The organism is Mesorhizobium tianshanense, from assembly GCF_007830515.1.
GTDB classification, from domain to species: Bacteria; Pseudomonadota; Alphaproteobacteria; order Rhizobiales; family Rhizobiaceae; genus Mesorhizobium; species Mesorhizobium tianshanense.
Genome location: NZ_VLKT01000007.1, coordinates 58982 through 74525 on the forward strand (window position 1 = coordinate 58982; position 15544 = coordinate 74525).

A 15544-nucleotide genomic window follows, 5' to 3' on the forward strand; every position below is an offset into this window, starting at 1 on the left:
GCACCTAACTTACAATTGGCAGGTCCGGCAATAGAATGTGGAACGCCCGCTTTGCACGATGCGCTCTATCTGGCCGCCGCAGCCGGGCTTGGAGCAGGGTTCGCCCTCGCGATCATAGACCGCGAAGGAATGCTGGAAATAACCCAGGGACCCGTCGGTCTGCATATAGTCGCGCAGCGACGATCCGCCAGCGGCGATCGCATCGGCGATCACCGAGCGGATTGCTTCGGCCAAGGCGTCGCTCTGCTGCTTGGCCTTCTTTCCAGGCTTTGCGACTGTGCCCGCCTCGCGCAACGGCGACAAGCCGGCCCGCCACAGGGCTTCCGACACATAGATATTGCCGAGCCCGGCGATCAGCCGCTGGTCGAGAAGTGCTGCCTTCAGCGGCGACTTCCGGCCTTTCAACAGCGAGGCGAGCAGCCCGCCGTCCAACGTGTTGCCTGTCGGCTCGACGCCCAGTCCTGCCAGCATCGGATGCGTGTCGGGCGCCCCTTCCGAAAACAGCATGAATCCGAAACGGCGCGGGTCGTTGAAGATCACGCGGGATCGGGCGCCTTCGGGAGAGACGACATCGAAGACGACATGATCATGCACCGCACTTTTCGAGCGCTCGTGATAAAACTCGCCCAACATTTCGCTGCTGTCGGGCATTTCGCCGCCATCGGACGTCTCGATGCGGAACGAGCCCGACATGCCGAGATGGCAGATCAGCACCGGGCCGCCTTCCAGGTGCATCGTCAGGTATTTTGCCCGGCGACCGAGCGCCGTAATCGTCTTGCCGGTCAGCCTCTCCAAGAATTTTTCGGGGAACGGAAAACGCAGGTCGGGCCGGCGTGCCTCGACGCGGGTGATGCGAGCGCCTTCCAGGACCGGCTGCAGGCCGCGCCGGACCGTTTCGACCTCAGGCAACTCAGGCATGGCCGCCTATCGTCGCATAGAAGGAAGTGCCGTGGCGGCCACGTACCAGCCCAAGGTGTTCGGCGACGGTTTCACCGATGTCGGCGAACGTCGCACGGAGCCCGATATCGCCGCCAAAACCCGGGCCCGTGCCGATCACCGGAATGCGTTCGCGCGTATGATCGGTGCCGTGCCAGGTCGGATCGTTGCCATGGTCGGCCGTGAGGATGAGAAGATCGCCCTGCCTCAGCTGCGCAAGCGCCTCCGGCAGCCGCCGATCGAAAGCCTCCAGCGCGGCGGCATAGCCGGCAACGTCGCGGCGGTGGCCGAACTCGGTGTCGAAATCGACGAAATTGGCGAAGACGAGATCGCCGTCGCCCGCGTCGTTCATCGCGCCCAGCGCCTTGTCGAACATCGCCATGTTGCCAGCGGCCTTGCGCACCTCCGAAATGCCGCGATGGGCGAAGATGTCGCCGATCTTGCCGACCGCGATGACGCGGCTGCCGCGCGCCGTCAGCCGGTCGAGCAGGGTCGGCTCCGGCGGCGGCACCGAATAGTCCCGGCGGTTGTGCGTCCGTTCGAAGCTGGCGGCGGTTTCCCCAATGAAAGGCCGTGCGATCACTCGTCCGATATTCAGCGGATCGACCAGCCTGCGCACCACCTTGCAGAATTCATAGAGCCGTTCCAGGCCGAAGTGAACTTCATGCGCGGCGATCTGCAGGACGGAGTCGACCGAAGTGTAGCAGATCGGCTTGCCGGTGCGGATATGCTCCTCGCCGAACCGCTCGATGATCTCGGTACCCGGGGCATGGCAATTGCCGAGAATGCCCGGCATCCCTCCTTCGCGGATGATCGCTTCAGACAGTTCGGCCGGAAAGGCGGGAACCGTGTCCGGGAAATAGCCCCAGTCGAATCGGACTGGCAGGGCGGCGATTTCCCAATGGCCCGATGGCGTGTCCTTGCCGCTCGAAATCTCCTGCGCCGCGCCATGGAAGGCGGAGGCGAGCTGGGCCTTGGCGCCGTCGCCGAAGATAAATCCCGTCGCGGTTTTCGCCGCGCGGCCCAGACCGAGCGAGAGCATGTTGGGTACGAAGAGCGGCCCTTTGCGCAGCCCCGCGCGATCCGCGCGCCCTTCCGCGCAGGCTTTGACGATGTGTCCGAACGTGTTGGAACCGGCGTCGCCATAGCGCTCGGCGTCGGCCGCGCCGCCGATGCCGAAGGAATCGAGAACGAAAAGGAAGGCGCGCGCCATTGCAGGGATTCGTTATTATTGTCTGTCCGCCCAGACATAGGGATCTGCGCCGCCATTGGCAATTCGGAACCAGGCGGCTTGGCGCGATAGTTGAGATGTGGCGAAATGCCTGTGCGTGCACGGATCGACGAAAAAACCGACGGGATTCACATGGCGCGTGCCTTGAAGGCCTCTGCAGCCGTCATGACGATACTGGGCGCGTCCTGGTCAAACCCGGCACGTGCCGATTGGCGGGATGACATCGGCACGTTTCGTGCCGGCATCGTCGCCGATCCCGGCGCCGGCGGCACCGTTCCGGGTCTGGCGCTGTTGACTGATGCCTACACCAAGGCGCTCGGCATGAAGGTGGAGTTTGTCGTTGCCCGCGATTACGCGGCGCTGATCGAGGCGCAGGCCGATGCCCGCGTCGACTATGCGGTCTATTCGGCGATGGCCTACGCCACCGCCTCCGAACGCTGCGACTGCGTCGAGCCTCTTGTGGCGCCTGTCGATTCCGACGGCGCGATCGGCATCCGCTCCGTTTTGCTGACGCGGGACGGCAAGGTCCCCGATCTGGCCGCGATGGAAGGACATCGGGTCGCCATGGCGCCTCCCGACAGCGTCGGCGGTTCTCTATTGCCGCTTGCCGGGTTGGCCGCCGAAGGCGTCAAGGTCGCTGAGAACGCGTCATTTCTGACGCACGCCAGTTCGGCTGCGGCGGCTGAAACGATGCTGGTCGACGGCGAGGCCGATGCCATGTTCGGCTGGGTGCCGGCGGTGGCCGACGGCCAGCCTGCAGTGCCGGGCGGCACGGTGGCCAGGCTGGAAGTAGCGGGGCTTTCGAAAGCAGCGCTTCAGGTCGTGTGGACGTCCGGCCTGCTGCGATATGGTCCCCATGCCGTCCGCAGCGACCTCGACCCCGAGGCCAAGCGTCGGCTCACCGTATTCCTCACCAATCTCAAATCGATGGCGCCGGATGTCTACGATCTTCTGGAATCGAAACATTCCGGCGGCTTCGCCGTTGCCGGCCCAAAGGATTACGCGATGGCGGCGGCCATGGTGCGTTTTGTGTCAGGCAACGGTCGATAGCAATGGCGATCGGGGCCTGGAAACGGTCGTTTCAGCAGGAGCCGCAGGGAATCGTCGGGTTCCTGCGGGGCCTGAGATAATAGGTTTCGCCCATCGAGATGTGGGCGAAGGCAGAGCTCAATCCGAGCCGGTTTGCGCTGTCTGCCGACCAGGTGATGATAGGCTCGTAGGAGAGATTGCTTTCAACGCGAACGAGAAAGGTGCCCTTGATCTTGAGCGCCGGTGGAACCGTGGTGACGGAGTCCTTGGCGGCGCCGGCGCTAAAAACACCGCCGACCATCTTGCGTGACCATACGACCAGCACCTTCGGCGTCGTTTCGTTGGTGATCTCTATCGCGGTGATGGTGATTTCCGGGGTTGATCGATTGTAGGGCTGAAGGGTGGAGTTGCCGATCTGCATCATCGCATCGAGTTCGGCCGCCTCGACGGTCTGCCGCTGTGTGACGAGATCCGCCACCATGCTGCCGACGCGGCTGACCTTCTTGCTGGTCTCGATGGCTTGCGAGGCTTCCATGGTCATGAAGTACATGATCAGCAGCACAGGCACGATGAAGGCAAACTCAACGGCCGCGACACCGCGGCGATCGCGGTAGAACCGGATTGCTTTCGTGCAAATCCCGGCGATCCCCCCATGTGCCCCCGCACGAACCATGCCCTCGTCCTTTTCCCACTCACGCAACGGCGCGGTTTCAGTTGTCGAATGGCTCGTTCTGCCAGGTCACGGATGCGAAATGCAGTGTCTTGCCGTCTTTCAGATTGGCGATCGACTTGGCCATGAAATCGGTCATGACAGGCCATTTGTAAAAAACCCGCAGCATGTTTATTGATTCAGCCAATCCTGGGGATACCGTAAAAGTCGCGGGGTTCGTGCCCGTCAGCACGATTTCGCGGTCCTGTATCTTGAAGCCCGCCTTGGCCGCATCGGCAAAGGTCGGATATTCGCGCAAATCCACCTCCAATCCGGGGCAGTCCTTGGCGACCATGATCTCCAGCCGGCTGCAGATCATGGTCTTCAGCGTGGCCTCGGTCATGTCGGCCTGCCTTATCTGGCCCGTCCGCAGCTGGCGCGCGACGTCGTCGGTGATATTGGCCATCACCTCCTGACCGGCAAATGAAATGCAGCTCTCCAGGATGGCAAAGACGAGAAGCGCAAACGGCACCGCAAGCATCGCGAATTCCAAAGCCGTGCTGCCGCGCCGGTCGCCAAGGAATCGCGCGGAAAGGCTAGCTCGTCCTGCTTTGCTCATGTCCCGTCTCTACCGATCCTGAAGAGGTGTCGGAGGAAACATTAGCGGAAACCCATTGAAGTGCGGTTTGGATGATCGTTAAATTCGACGGGAAGGTTTTAATCGGCCGATAACCGAAGCGTCATTTTGGCGAGCGAGACGGCCCGGTCGCCTACCGGCCGGCGCTCATCTCGGCCTCGGAGGCCTTCTCCGCATCGCTTTTATACGAACTCTCGCAATAAGGCGTGCAGGACATGGTCTGTATTTCGGCACGTCGATAGATGCGCACCGACGACGCGTCCTGCCGCACGACGGTGATCTGCTCGTCGACGATCGGCTGGCCCTCCTGATCGAGGACGACGAGGTTGGTGACGCCAAAGCCCTTGCCCGTCAGCACGATCGTCGAAGCATCCTGCACGGACGCGTCGGCGATTGCCGGATTGCCGACGACGATCGTGTCGGCGGCGCGCGATAATTTGACGATCTTCGCCTGGTTCATCGTGACCTCGATGCCGGCGCCAGCCATGGCCGGCGCGACGAAGGTTGCGGCGGCAAGAAGCGCGGCAATCGGAAATGACGATTTCGGCCCAGTCATCGAAGCGCTCCACGGCGGCAAACTGCTCAACGGAACATGAACGAGATTGGTGAACCAACGGTTAAGCGGATGGGATCGATGATGACGTCGGGATCGGCATCGTGATCGCCTGGAGCGGGACACCCGTTTCTCGAATCGCCAAATTGTGCTTTCCGCGGCCTTTGACACGCCTGCCGGGGCTCTGGGCGTCACTTAGTTTACGGTTAACCACGCAATGCCTTCGAAGTGGGAAAGGAATCGGTAAGGCTGTTTATTAAGCCGATCGAAAGAGCTTCTCGATAGATTGGCAGCATCCGATCAGCCGCCAAGAGAAGTTGACGGAATTGCTGTAACACGTGGAGTAGGAGCTCTCGAATGTCTAATCTCATTGCACGTTTTGTGAAGGACGAATCCGGCGCGACCGCCATCGAATATGGTCTGATCGCCGCCCTCATCGCACTCGCCATCATGGTCGGCGCCGGCGCGCTGGGCAATAGCCTTAATGCCAAGTTCGACAATATTGCCGATACGCTGGATGGCGCCGGCACGACGCCCGCCGCCACCCCGTAATAGACAACGACGTTCAGTTGTTTTCCGGACAAGGGCCGCCGCGTTGGCGGCCCTTATCCAATCGTACCGCGCGATTTTGAAATTTCGGCCTCATCAATCGTTAATCGAACATGCCTAGGCTGGGACCAGGTACAGTTCGACCACAGGCGCCGCGCCCATGCTTGAAGCCCTGATCTTCGTCGTCTTTCCGTTCTGCATGCTTTTTGCCGCGATCTCCGACATGCTGTCGATGACGATCGTCAATCGCGTGCCGGTGCTGCTTGTGGCTGTCTTTGCCCTGGTCGCGCCGTTGACGGGGATGGACTGGGCAACCTATGGCGGGCATTTCGCCGCTGGCGGCCTGGTTCTCGCCGTGACGTTCGGTCTGTTCGCGCTCGGCGGCATGGGAGGCGGCGACGCCAAACTGCTGGCCGCCACCGCCCTCTGGATGGGGCTCGATATCCATCTCATTCAATATCTGGTCGTCTCGACATTCATCGGCGGCCTGCTGACGCTCGCCATTCTTGTCTATCGGAAATCGCCGCTTGCAGCCATTACAGGCCACAATCCGTTCTTACGCCACTTCGCCGACGAGAGGACCGGCGTTCCCTATGGCATCGCGCTTGGCATTGGCGGGCTGATTACCTTTCCGAATTCGCCGTTGATGGCGTGGGCAATCGCAAGGCTGGCGGCCTAATTCCAGCGGCCACCCCTTCCCTCGTCAGACCAACCTTCCGCACTTGGAGTTGGCGTTGCAAAACAGGCGGCTTGGCCGCCTTTTTTATACGCCGGCCGGGTCGCTCCAATTTATGTAAACCTTAAATTAATCACGATCGTAAGTATTAAATTAACCTTGTTTTGACGATTGCCGCTGCAAGGTCCGACTTGGCTACGTGGTTTGCCAAGGCGAGGTTCGGACAAATGCCAGCATCCCGACTGATCATTCTGAGCGTGGCGGTGGCCGCGGCGGGTGGCGCAGGATATGTTGCTAAGAACATGGTGGCGGCGCCGCCGCCCCAAATCGTCGATTCCGGCCCCCAGGCGCCGGCAATCGCGCTGCAGGACGTGCTTGTCCTGTCCGGCGACGTTCCGATGGGCAGTCCGCTCGAGAACAACATCACATGGCAGTCCTGGCCGGCCGACGGCATCAATGCGAATTTCATCACCCGCGCCGCGGAGCCCGAAGCGCTGGAGAAGCTGAAGGGCGGCGTCGCCCGTGTGGCGATGTATGCCGGTGAGCCGCTACGGCGCTCCAAGCTGATCGGCGAGGGACAGAGCTTCATGTCGTCGATACTGCCCTCCGGCATGCGGGCTGTCGCCACAGCCGTATCGGCCGACACTTCGGCTGGCGGCTTCATTCTCCCCAACGATTTCGTCGACGTGATCATGACCCGCAGATCCGATGCCGGGAACGGCGGCAGCGGTTTTACGACAGAAACCATCCTCAAGAACATTCGCGTCCTGGCAATCGACCAGACCATCCAAGAGGACGAGGAAGGCAAGAGGACCAGGGTTGGCCAGACCGCTACGCTGGAACTGACACCGCAGCAGGCGGAGATCATCACCGTCGCCCAGCAGATGGCCGATCGCCTGACATTGGCGCTGCGGTCGATCAGCGACACCCAGGAGGAGAATCTGGGCGAGGCCGACTATCTGGTTTCCGGCAACGGACGGCGCGGAACCGTGCGATTGATCAAGTCAGGCGAAGTTTCCGAAGTGGGGGCAAGGCAATGAGACTAAACGCTAGACTGCCGGTCACCCTGGCTACGACAATCGGGCTTTTTCTGCTTGGAATGAATGCGCATGGCCTCGTCGAGGCGAACGCAGCAGGCAAGAATGCCCAGGTGTCGGCCTCGACCGCCACCCAGCGCGTCAAGCTCGGTCTCAACAAATCGGTTGTCATCGACCTGCCGAGCGATGCCTACGATATTCTCGTCGCCAACCCGGCGGTCGCCGATGCGGTGACCCGCACCGCCAGGCGCATCTATCTGTTCGGAAAGGCAGTAGGCGACACCAACATCTTCGTCTTCGGCCCCAATGGCGAACAGATCGTCAGCCTGGATCTGGCAGTCGAACGCGACGTCGCCGGACTGGAAGATTATATCAGACGCTTCATCCCGTCATCGACCATCAAGGTCGAATTGCTGAACGACAACGTCGTCCTGACCGGAACCGTCGACACGCCCCTGGATGCCAAGCGTGCGGTCGATCTGGCGACCATCTTCGTGTCCGGCGGTGAAGCGACCACGGGACAATATTCGCAGACCGCCTCCGGCGGTTCGGCCGAAGCCGGTGTCGACATCGACAATCCCGATTCCGAGCGTCGCGTCAGCAAGATCGTCAACCTGCTGCAGATCATCGGCGACGACCAGGTGACGCTGAAGGTGACGGTCGCGGAAGTCAGCCGCTCGGTGATGAAGCAGCTCGGCGTCAACATGATTGGCGACGGCAGCAGCAACGGCATCAGCTGGAGCGCGATCAGTGACAATTTCACAGGCTTGGGCAAGCCGCTGTCGAATTCAGGCCTCAGTATCGGCACATCGACGCTGCAGGCGTACATCAACGCCATGGAACAGTCCGGCGTCATGAAAACGCTGGCCGAGCCGACGTTGACTGCCGTATCCGGCGAGAAGGCAACCTTCAAGGTCGGCGGTGAATACAATTTGGTAAGCGGCGTGACGTCGAATGTATCCGACGACAACCAGACCGGCCAGAGGACCTATTCGGTCGAAACGATCGAATACGGCATCGGCTTGGAATTTCAACCGGTGGTGTTGTCTCCCGGCCGTATCAGCTTAAAGGTCAGGACCTCGGTTTCCGAGCCCACGACCGAGGGATCCGTGTCTTTTTCCAACGGCGTAACAAGCCCTGGTATGAACGCCTTGTCGCTCCGTAAACGCTTGGCCGACACGACAGTGGAGCTGCCATCCGGCGGCTCAATGATGATCGCCGGCCTAGTCCGCGACGATCTCAGGCAAGCCGTCAACGGCTTGCCCGGGCTGACCAAGATCCCAGTGCTTGGCACGCTGTTCCGCAGCAGGGACTTCGTCCGCAACGAGACCGAGCTTGTCATCATCATCACGCCCTACCTGGTGAAGCCGGTGGCGCGCAACGCTCTTGCCAAGCCGGACGACAATTTCAACGCCGCTAGCGATGGCGCCGGCATATTCCTTGGCCGTGTCAATCGCGTCTACGGCACCATGCAGACCGATAAGCCCAACGGCCGTTACCACGGCGTTGTCGGCTTCATCTACAAGTAAGCGGGGAAGCGACATGTCGCAGTCAGCGTTGAAGGCAAGGACGATCACCGCAGCGATGCCGCCCGTCCGTTCGCGGATCTATCGGCCGGCCATTCCGGTCCTGGCGGTTGCGGTCGCGGCATTGCTGGCGGGCTGCGCCAAGCGGGACAGCATCACCGTCGGCGCTGTTCCGGACGACTATCGCACCAACCATCCGATCGTGATTGCGGAGAAAAACGAGAAGATCGACCTTCCGGTAGGCGCCGGCGATCGCGGCATGACCCGATTTCAGCGCGAGACGCTTCTGGGCTTCCTGGACGGGTATGACAAGAGCGCCGCTCCGACCCTGACGATCTCGATCCCGAGCGGTTCGGCCAACGAGATCGCCGCGACTGCGGCCGGTCGCGATTTTGCCAGGCTGGCGATTGCCAGCGGCATCAGCCGGAACCGGATCGTCATGACCACCTACCAATCGGCTTCGGCCGAAGCGTCCGCGCCGATCCGCGTCGCCTATGTCTCGGTGAAGGCCCAGACCGATAGATGCGGGCGCTGGCCCGAAGATCTGCTTCAGACGTCGGAAAACAAGCATTATGCCGATTTCGGCTGCTCTTATCAGAACAATCTTGCCGCCCAGATGGCCAATCCAGCCGATCTGATCGGGCCGCGCAAGCAATCCGACATCGACGCGGAAAATCGAGGCGAGGTGATCGACGTCTACCGCCAGAGAGGCATTTCGGACGAGTTCCTCGGTAATTCGGAAGTGGATTATTGAGCTTGAGCCGAACAAGTCACGGAAAGAAATGACGATGAGCAATCTTGCCTACGATACAGGGGTGGATGGCGGCGAAATCTCGCAGCAGGATATCGCCGCCATGCAGGCGTTGCGGCCGGTTCCGCGCATTTCGATTCAGGCATTTTGCGAGACCGAGGGCGTTGCCAATCCGGTCGAGCGCGCCGGCGAGGATCGCCGCATGGCCAAGGCCCATCTGAAAGTCCATATGGGCGGCATCGCCACCGCCATCGAGTTCTATCAATCGGCACCGACACCGAACCTGATCCTGCTGGAATCGCGCAGCGAGCCGACGCAATTGCTGGAGCAGCTCATGCAGCTCTCCGAATATTGCGATCCGACCTCGAAGGTCGTGGTCGTCGGCCACTACAACGATGTCGGCCTTTACCGCGAACTCATCCGTTCCGGCATTTCCGAATATGTCATCGCGCCGGTGTCGATGGCCGACATCGTCAGCGTGATATCGTCGATTTTCGTTGATCCGGAAGCCGAGCCGATCGGCCGCTCGATCGCTTTCATCGGCGCCAAGGGTGGTGTCGGCTCCTCGACCATTGCCCACAATGTGGCCTGGGCGATGTCGTCCCTGTTCAAGTCCGAAGTGGTTGTCGCCGATCTCGACCTGGCTTTCGGAACGGCCAACATCAATTTCGATCAGGATCCGGCGCAAGGCATTGCCGAGGCCGTCTTCTCACCGGAACGCGTCGACGAGGTCTATCTCGATCGGCTGCTTGCCCAGTGCGCCGAGCACCTGTCGCTGCTTGCGGCGCCCTCAACGCTCGACCGCGTCTACGATTTCGATCCCGATGCCTTCACGCAGCTTATCGACATGGCCCAGCGCAGTGTGCCGCTTCTGGTGCTCGATGTCCCGCACATCTGGACAGGCTGGACCAAGAACACGCTGGTCAAGGCCGACGAGATCGTGATCACGGCGACGCCGGAACTGGCCAATCTACGCAACACCAAGAATCTGGTCGACATGTTCAAACGGCTTCGCCCGAATGATCCGCCGCCGAAGCTGATCATCAATCAGGCCGGCGTGCCAAAGCGCCCGGAGATTACGTCATCCGACTTCGCCGACTCGCTCGGCCTGTCACCGATGTCGGTCATTCCCTTCGAGCCGCTACTGTTTGGAAATGCCGCCAACAACGGACGCATGCTCGGCGAAATGGATGCCAAGAACCCGATCGTCGGCACGATCAACGAGATTGCGCACGTGCTGACCGGACGCAGCGAAATCAAGGTAAAAAAGAAGGCGAGCCTCGGCAATCTCCTTGGCAAGCTCTCGCGCAACAAGAAGTGATGCTTCCGTAGCGGAATTGGTAGTCGATCATGTTTGGTAAAAGAGGCGGCGACGACAGCAGCCGGTTCAACCCGGAATTCCGTCAGCCAGCACCCGCGCCTGCCGCGCCGGCGGCAAACCCCGCGGAAACAACGGCGGTCCTTGCCAAGCCCGCGCCGCCGCCATCCGGCACGATTGGCGCGTTTGCTGCGCCGCCGCCCGTGCGCCGTGCGGTCGAGCCGCCGCCATTGGCGCCGGAGCCGAAAAAGCTCCAGCGTGAAAAGAGCGAAACCTACTACGACACCAAGAGCCAGGTCTTCTCTGCGTTGATCGATACGATCGACCTGTCGCAGCTTGCCAAGCTCGACCCCGAAAGCGCACGCGAGGAGATCCGCGATATCGTCAACGACATCATTGCGATCAAGAATTTCGCGATGTCGATCGCCGAGCAGGAAGAACTGCTCGAGGATATCTGCAATGACGTGCTGGGTTACGGGCCGCTGGAGCCGTTGCTCGCCCGCGACGAGATCGCCGACATCATGGTCAACGGTTCCAAGAACGTCTACATCGAGGTCAACGGCAAGGTCGAGCCGACCGGCATTCGTTTCCGCGACAATCAGCAGCTCCTCAACATCTGTCAGCGCATCGTCAGCCAGGTTGGCCGCCGCGTCGATGAATCGAGCCCGATCTGCGACGCACGCCTTCCCGATGGTTCCCGCGTCAACGTCATCGCGCCGCCACTCGCCATCGACGGCACCGCGCTCACCATCCGCAAGTTCAAGAAGGACAAGCTGACGCTCGATCAGCTGGTCAAGTTCGGCGCCATTTCGCCGCAAGGCGCCGAGATTCTCAAGATCATCAGCCGCGTCCGTTGCAACATCGTCATTTCAGGCGGTACCGGCTCGGGCAAGACGACGCTGCTCAATTGTCTGACCAACTATATCGACCGCGAGGAACGCGTCATCACCTGCGAGGACTCGGCCGAGCTGCAATTGCAACAGCCGCATGTCGTGCGTCTGGAAACCCGCCCGCCCAACCTCGAGGGCGAAGGCGAGGTGACCATGCGCGATCTGGTCAAGAACTGCCTGCGCATGCGGCCCGAGCGCATCATCGTCGGTGAAGTGCGCGGACCTGAAGTGTTCGATCTTCTGCAGGCGATGAACACCGGCCATGACGGCTCGATGGGCACGATCCACTCGAACAGCCCGCGCGAATGCCTGAACCGCATCGAATCGATGATCGCGATGGGCGGCTATACGCTGCCGCAAAGAACCGTGCGTGAAATCGTGGTCGGTTCCGTGGACGTGATCATCCAGGCAGCACGCCTGCGCGACGGATCGCGGCGCATCACCCACATCACCGAGGTGATCGGAATGGAGGGCGACGTCGTCATCACGCAGGACATCGTCCTCTACAACATAAAAGGTGAGGACGCGAACGGCAGGCTGCTGGGCGAGCACGTGTCGACAGGCATTGGTCGCCCGCATTTCTGGGAGCGCGCCCGCTATTACGGTGAGGAACAGCGCCTCGCCAATGCGCTTGAGGCGATGGAGAAACGCGCTGACTGATGCGTTTTGAGGCGTAGGGGCCAGGGTCGATGTTCGGAATTGACGGCACTGTATTGGCATTCATAGTGCTCGCCGGCTTCAGCGCCGGCGCGGTCGCCTATGCTTTTCTGTTCAACCGGATCAGCACCGAGAAGCAGGTCGGCAGGCGGCTCGAGACGATCAAGACCGCAGAGACGGATGGTGCCGTCGTCAAGGCCTCGCGTGATCGCGTGGCGGAAGCCACCAAGCGGCGCAAGTCGGTCCAGGATTCGCTGAAGGAGCTCGAACAGAAGCAGAAAACCAACCAGCGTGTCGTCAAGAAGCCGCCACTGAAGGCCCAGATCCGTCAGGCGGGCATGAAGGTCTCGCTCGAGCGCTTCTATCTCTACTCGGCCGTTTGCGGCGTTATCCTGACATTTCTTGCCTATTTCATCGGCGCACCGCCGCTTGTCTTGCCGGGTGTTCTGCTGGTCGGCGCCCTCGGCCTGCCACGCTGGTTCGTCTCGTTTTGCCGTGCTCGCCGGGTGAAGGCGTTCCTGAACGAATTTCCGAACGCGCTCGACATCATCGTGCGTGCTGTCAAATCCGGCCTCCCGCTGAACGACGCCATCCGCCTGATCGCCAACGAATCTCCCGAACCGGTCAAGACCGAGTTTCGCCGCATCGTCGATTCGCAGCAGATGGGCCTGTCGATCCCCGACGCCAGCCTCCGTATGGCCGAAACGATGCCATGCACGGAGGCGAGCTTCTTCGGCATCGTCATCCAGATCCAGTCACAGGCCGGCGGCAACCTTTCCGAGGCACTGGGCAATCTTTCGCGCGTGCTTCGCGACCGCAAGAAAATGAAGGCCAAGGTCCAGGCGCTGTCCATGGAGGCGAAGGCGTCCGCCGTGATCATCGGCGCCTTGCCTTTCGTCGTCGCCTTTCTCGTCTACCTGACAAGCCCGAACTACATCATGCCATTGTTCACCACCAGCGTCGGCAATCTGATCCTCGGTTGTTCAGCGGTCTGGATGTCGATCGGCATCCTGGTGATGCGCAAGATGATGAACTTCGAGGTTTAGGACTCAGATGGCATGACCGACCAAGTCATCAAAACCCTTACGGATCCGGCATTCCTGATTGCCTTGCTGGTCGCCATCGCGGTGTTTGCGACCGTCTTCACGCTGCTGCCGGCCTTTGGCGGAAACCAGCTCAAGGCGCGCATGAAATCCGTGGCGCTGGAGCGTGACGAACTGCGCGCCAAGCAGCGTGCGCGGCTTGCCGTCGAGGCCGATCGCCGCCGCAAGGGCCTGCGCGAGGAACAGTCGATAGGCATGCGCAATATTGTCGACCGGCTGGACCTGAGGCGCGCCTTGGCCGATGAAGGCACGTTGCAGAAACTCAAAGTGGCGGGGTTCCGCGGGCAGAATCCGCTGACGCGGTTCCTTTTCTTCCGTCTTGTCCTGCCCTTTGTCGGCTTCGCGCTGGCCGCGATGTATATGTTCGTGCTCGGAGGATTGTCCGAGCAGCCGCCTCTCATCAAATTGTTCGTCTGCGTCGTTGTCGCCTATGCGGGTTTTTACGCGCCGGTGCTCTATGTCAACAACCGCGCCACCAAGCGCAAGCAGTCGATCCAGATGGCGTGGCCGGACGCGCTCGATCTGATGCTGATCTGCGTCGAATCCGGCATGTCGGTGGAGGCGGCGTTTCGTAAGGTCGCGGACGAGATCGGCTCGCAATCGGTGGCACTTGCGGAAGAATTCATCCTGACCAATGCTGAACTTTCCTACTTGCAGGAACGCAAACAGGCTTACGAGAACCTTGCAAGCCGCACCGGCCTGGAGTCGGTCAAGTCGGTGTCGCAGGCGCTGGTCCAGGCCGAGCGCTATGGCACGCCGGTGGCGCACGCGCTGCGCGTGCTTGCCGGCGAAAGCCGCGACATGCGCATGAACGTCGCCGAGAAGAAAGCAGCGGCCTTGCCGCCGAAGCTCACCGTGCCGATGATCCTGTTCTTCCTGCCCGTGCTGTTCGCCATCATTCTGGGGCCTGCAGGCATCCAGGTGAGCCAGCGCGGCATCTTCGGCGACCAGTCGAGCTCCAGCAGCCAGTAGCCTCGCCAAGGCGGCAATAAATGCCAAAAGCCGCGGTGCTGATGCAGCGCGGCTTTTGGCATTTCCGGCATATCGAATGAGAAATGGGTGGGGCGGTCAGTTGGTGGCAGGCTTTGCCTTGTCCTGGTCCTTGAGCTGGCTCCAGGCGTTCTGCTGGGCGAGCATTTGGCGAAGGTAAGCCACGTTCGCCTGCGCCTGTTCGGCCGAGAGCTCCTGCGAGGCGATCTTCTCGGCCTCGTCGAAGCGGCCCTGCAGGCCGACGATCAGCGCCAGGTTCTGGCGGACGCGGCTGTCGGCATTCGGCTGCTGGGCGGCCGAGCGCATATAGGTCTCTGCCGTGCGCAGATCGCCTTCCAACAGGTAGGACATGCCGAGATTGGAAAGGATCGAGGGTTCGTTCGGCTTGAGGTCCAGCGCCTTGCGGTAATTCTTGCGCGCTTCGTCTTTCTGGCCGAGCTGGTCGAGAATCGCGGCTTCCGCCGACACCAGCTTCCAGTCGGGATATTCCGGCGTCTGCGCGCGGCGCACCGCGTCGAGCGCCGGCTCGAACTGGCCGTTGGCGGCGAGCGCCTTGCCATAGGCGGCGAGCACGTCGCGGTCCTTCGGCAGGGCGATCGCCAGCTTGCGCATCACGGCGAGCGACTGATCGGCGTCGCCATCCATCTGCAGCGCCGCTGCATAGTTTGTCGCGATCCGCTTGTCGTTCGGATTCTTGGCATAGGACTGACCGAGCGCGATCGTCGCGTTGTGCAACTCGCCGGCCGACATGGTTTCCAGCGGCTTGCCGCTGGTGCGAGAGATAGAGCCGGTCGTCAACTTGCTGGTCCCGCAGCCGGCAACGCTGGCCGCGAGAGCCATCGTGAACGCCGTGGTGATCAGCTGCTTTCCCCTGGCGTTCATCATGCGTTTGATCGACATCGGCACCGGATCCTCCAGTAGGCGTAGCCATTGAACGGCCATCTTCCCTCCCGCAGAAATATTCTGTTAACCCTAACGGATAGTTAAGAAACGCCGACTCGGATGCCGGAGA

Annotated in this window: 16 protein-coding genes; 10 read left to right on the top strand and 6 right to left on the bottom strand. The window is 61.3% G+C overall.

Annotated features, from left to right (window positions below; genetic code table 11):
* Positions 1-9: 9 nt before the first annotated feature.
* Both mutM and IQ26_RS07225 read right to left on the bottom strand, forming a co-directional pair.
* On the bottom strand, positions 10-918 hold the full coding sequence (mutM, locus tag IQ26_RS07220) for a bifunctional DNA-formamidopyrimidine glycosylase/DNA-(apurinic or apyrimidinic site) lyase (RefSeq protein WP_145715333.1): 909 nt from the start codon (positions 916-918) through the stop codon (positions 10-12).
* Complete coding sequence (locus IQ26_RS07225; protein WP_145715335.1) at positions 911-2149, bottom strand: phosphopentomutase; 1239 nt, start codon at positions 2147-2149, stop codon at positions 911-913. Before IQ26_RS07225 ends, mutM begins: the two co-directional genes overlap by 8 nt.
* Positions 2150-2299: 150 nt before the next feature.
* Between IQ26_RS07225 and IQ26_RS07230 the strand changes: the two genes are divergently transcribed.
* On the top strand, positions 2300-3217 hold the full coding sequence (locus tag IQ26_RS07230) for a phosphate/phosphite/phosphonate ABC transporter substrate-binding protein (protein ID WP_162457887.1): 918 nt from the start codon (positions 2300-2302) through the stop codon (positions 3215-3217).
* Between the two features lie 31 nt (positions 3218-3248).
* On the opposite strand, the gene IQ26_RS07235 is transcribed toward IQ26_RS07230, so the two are convergent.
* The 3 genes from IQ26_RS07235 to IQ26_RS07245 all read right to left on the bottom strand — a co-directional run bounded on the left by IQ26_RS07235 (position 3249) and on the right by IQ26_RS07245 (position 5038).
* Positions 3249-3869 carry a TadE/TadG family type IV pilus assembly protein gene (locus tag IQ26_RS07235; protein WP_145715340.1) on the bottom strand — a complete coding sequence of 207 codons (621 nt, stop codon included), beginning with the start codon at positions 3867-3869 and terminating at the stop codon, positions 3249-3251.
* A gap of 37 nt (positions 3870-3906) precedes the next feature.
* Positions 3907-4464: a TadE/TadG family type IV pilus assembly protein gene (locus IQ26_RS07240; protein ID WP_145715342.1), complete on the bottom strand. Its 558-nt coding sequence runs from the start codon at positions 4462-4464 to the stop codon at positions 3907-3909.
* A gap of 151 nt (positions 4465-4615) precedes the next feature.
* On the bottom strand, positions 4616-5038 hold the full coding sequence (locus IQ26_RS07245) for a pilus assembly protein N-terminal domain-containing protein (RefSeq protein ID WP_145715344.1): 423 nt from the start codon (positions 5036-5038) through the stop codon (positions 4616-4618).
* 354 nt (positions 5039-5392) lie between these two features.
* Here IQ26_RS07245 and IQ26_RS07250 point away from each other — a divergent pair, with 354 nt between their 5' ends.
* The 9 genes from IQ26_RS07250 (at position 5393) to IQ26_RS07290 (ending at position 14514) form a co-directional block, all read left to right on the top strand.
* A complete protein-coding gene (locus IQ26_RS07250) occupies positions 5393-5587 on the top strand; it encodes a Flp family type IVb pilin (protein ID WP_145715347.1) in 195 nt (64 codons plus the stop codon).
* Positions 5588-5744: 157 nt separating this feature from the next.
* Positions 5745-6263, top strand: coding sequence for an A24 family peptidase (locus IQ26_RS07255; RefSeq protein ID WP_145715349.1), 519 nt, complete (start codon positions 5745-5747; stop codon positions 6261-6263).
* A 224-nt stretch (positions 6264-6487) separates the two neighbouring features.
* Positions 6488-7300 (top strand): Flp pilus assembly protein CpaB, encoded by an 813-nt coding sequence (gene cpaB, locus IQ26_RS07260; protein WP_145715351.1) that lies wholly within the window; start codon positions 6488-6490, stop codon positions 7298-7300.
* Entirely contained in the window at positions 7297-8826 is a 1530-nt protein-coding gene (locus tag IQ26_RS07265; protein ID WP_145715354.1) for a type II and III secretion system protein family protein, read from the top strand. Before cpaB ends, IQ26_RS07265 begins: the two co-directional genes overlap by 4 nt.
* Before the next feature lie 13 nt (positions 8827-8839).
* A complete protein-coding gene (locus IQ26_RS07270; protein ID WP_145715356.1) occupies positions 8840-9577 on the top strand; it encodes a CpaD family pilus assembly protein in 738 nt (245 codons plus the stop codon).
* Between the two features lie 34 nt (positions 9578-9611).
* Complete coding sequence (locus IQ26_RS07275) at positions 9612-10895, top strand: CpaE/TadZ family protein (RefSeq protein WP_208760114.1); 1284 nt, start codon at positions 9612-9614, stop codon at positions 10893-10895.
* 29 nt (positions 10896-10924) lie between these two features.
* Positions 10925-12442, top strand: coding sequence for a TadA family conjugal transfer-associated ATPase (locus IQ26_RS07280; protein WP_145715360.1), 1518 nt, complete (start codon positions 10925-10927; stop codon positions 12440-12442).
* 29 nt (positions 12443-12471) lie between these two features.
* Entirely contained in the window at positions 12472-13485 is a 1014-nt protein-coding gene (locus IQ26_RS07285) for a type II secretion system F family protein (RefSeq protein WP_145715362.1), read from the top strand.
* Between the two features lie 12 nt (positions 13486-13497).
* A complete protein-coding gene (locus IQ26_RS07290; protein WP_145715364.1) occupies positions 13498-14514 on the top strand; it encodes a type II secretion system F family protein in 1017 nt (338 codons plus the stop codon).
* Between the two features lie 96 nt (positions 14515-14610).
* Here the strand turns inward: IQ26_RS07290 and IQ26_RS07295 are convergent, their stop codons facing one another.
* Positions 14611-15432, bottom strand: coding sequence for a tetratricopeptide repeat protein (locus IQ26_RS07295; protein ID WP_145715366.1), 822 nt, complete (start codon positions 15430-15432; stop codon positions 14611-14613).
* Positions 15433-15544: the final 112 nt, after the last annotated feature.

Excerpts from the sequence above, each read along its gene's own strand:
- IQ26_RS07255 (WP_145715349.1), top strand. The coding sequence starts at position 5,745 with ATGCTTGAAGCCCTGATCTTCGTCGTCTTTCCGTTCTGCATGCTTTTT.
- IQ26_RS07225 (WP_145715335.1), bottom strand. The coding sequence starts at position 2,149 with ATGGCGCGCGCCTTCCTTTTCGTTCTCGATTCCTTCGGCATCGGCGGC.
- IQ26_RS07290 (WP_145715364.1), top strand. The coding sequence starts at position 13,498 with ATGACCGACCAAGTCATCAAAACCCTTACGGATCCGGCATTCCTGATT.
- IQ26_RS07235 (WP_145715340.1), bottom strand. The coding sequence starts at position 3,869 with ATGGTTCGTGCGGGGGCACATGGGGGGATCGCCGGGATTTGCACGAAA.
- IQ26_RS07280 (WP_145715360.1), top strand. The coding sequence starts at position 10,925 with ATGTTTGGTAAAAGAGGCGGCGACGACAGCAGCCGGTTCAACCCGGAA.
- IQ26_RS07285 (WP_145715362.1), top strand. The coding sequence starts at position 12,472 with ATGTTCGGAATTGACGGCACTGTATTGGCATTCATAGTGCTCGCCGGC.
- IQ26_RS07265 (WP_145715354.1), top strand. The coding sequence starts at position 7,297 with ATGAGACTAAACGCTAGACTGCCGGTCACCCTGGCTACGACAATCGGG.
- IQ26_RS07275 (WP_208760114.1), top strand. The coding sequence starts at position 9,612 with ATGAGCAATCTTGCCTACGATACAGGGGTGGATGGCGGCGAAATCTCG.
- IQ26_RS07230 (WP_162457887.1), top strand. The coding sequence starts at position 2,300 with ATGGCGCGTGCCTTGAAGGCCTCTGCAGCCGTCATGACGATACTGGGC.
- IQ26_RS07295 (WP_145715366.1), bottom strand. The coding sequence starts at position 15,432 with ATGTCGATCAAACGCATGATGAACGCCAGGGGAAAGCAGCTGATCACC.
- IQ26_RS07240 (WP_145715342.1), bottom strand. The coding sequence starts at position 4,464 with ATGAGCAAAGCAGGACGAGCTAGCCTTTCCGCGCGATTCCTTGGCGAC.
- IQ26_RS07245 (WP_145715344.1), bottom strand. The coding sequence starts at position 5,038 with ATGACTGGGCCGAAATCGTCATTTCCGATTGCCGCGCTTCTTGCCGCC.
- cpaB (WP_145715351.1), top strand. The coding sequence starts at position 6,488 with ATGCCAGCATCCCGACTGATCATTCTGAGCGTGGCGGTGGCCGCGGCG.
- IQ26_RS07250 (WP_145715347.1), top strand. The coding sequence starts at position 5,393 with ATGTCTAATCTCATTGCACGTTTTGTGAAGGACGAATCCGGCGCGACC.
- IQ26_RS07270 (WP_145715356.1), top strand. The coding sequence starts at position 8,840 with ATGTCGCAGTCAGCGTTGAAGGCAAGGACGATCACCGCAGCGATGCCG.
- mutM (WP_145715333.1), bottom strand. The coding sequence starts at position 918 with ATGCCTGAGTTGCCTGAGGTCGAAACGGTCCGGCGCGGCCTGCAGCCG.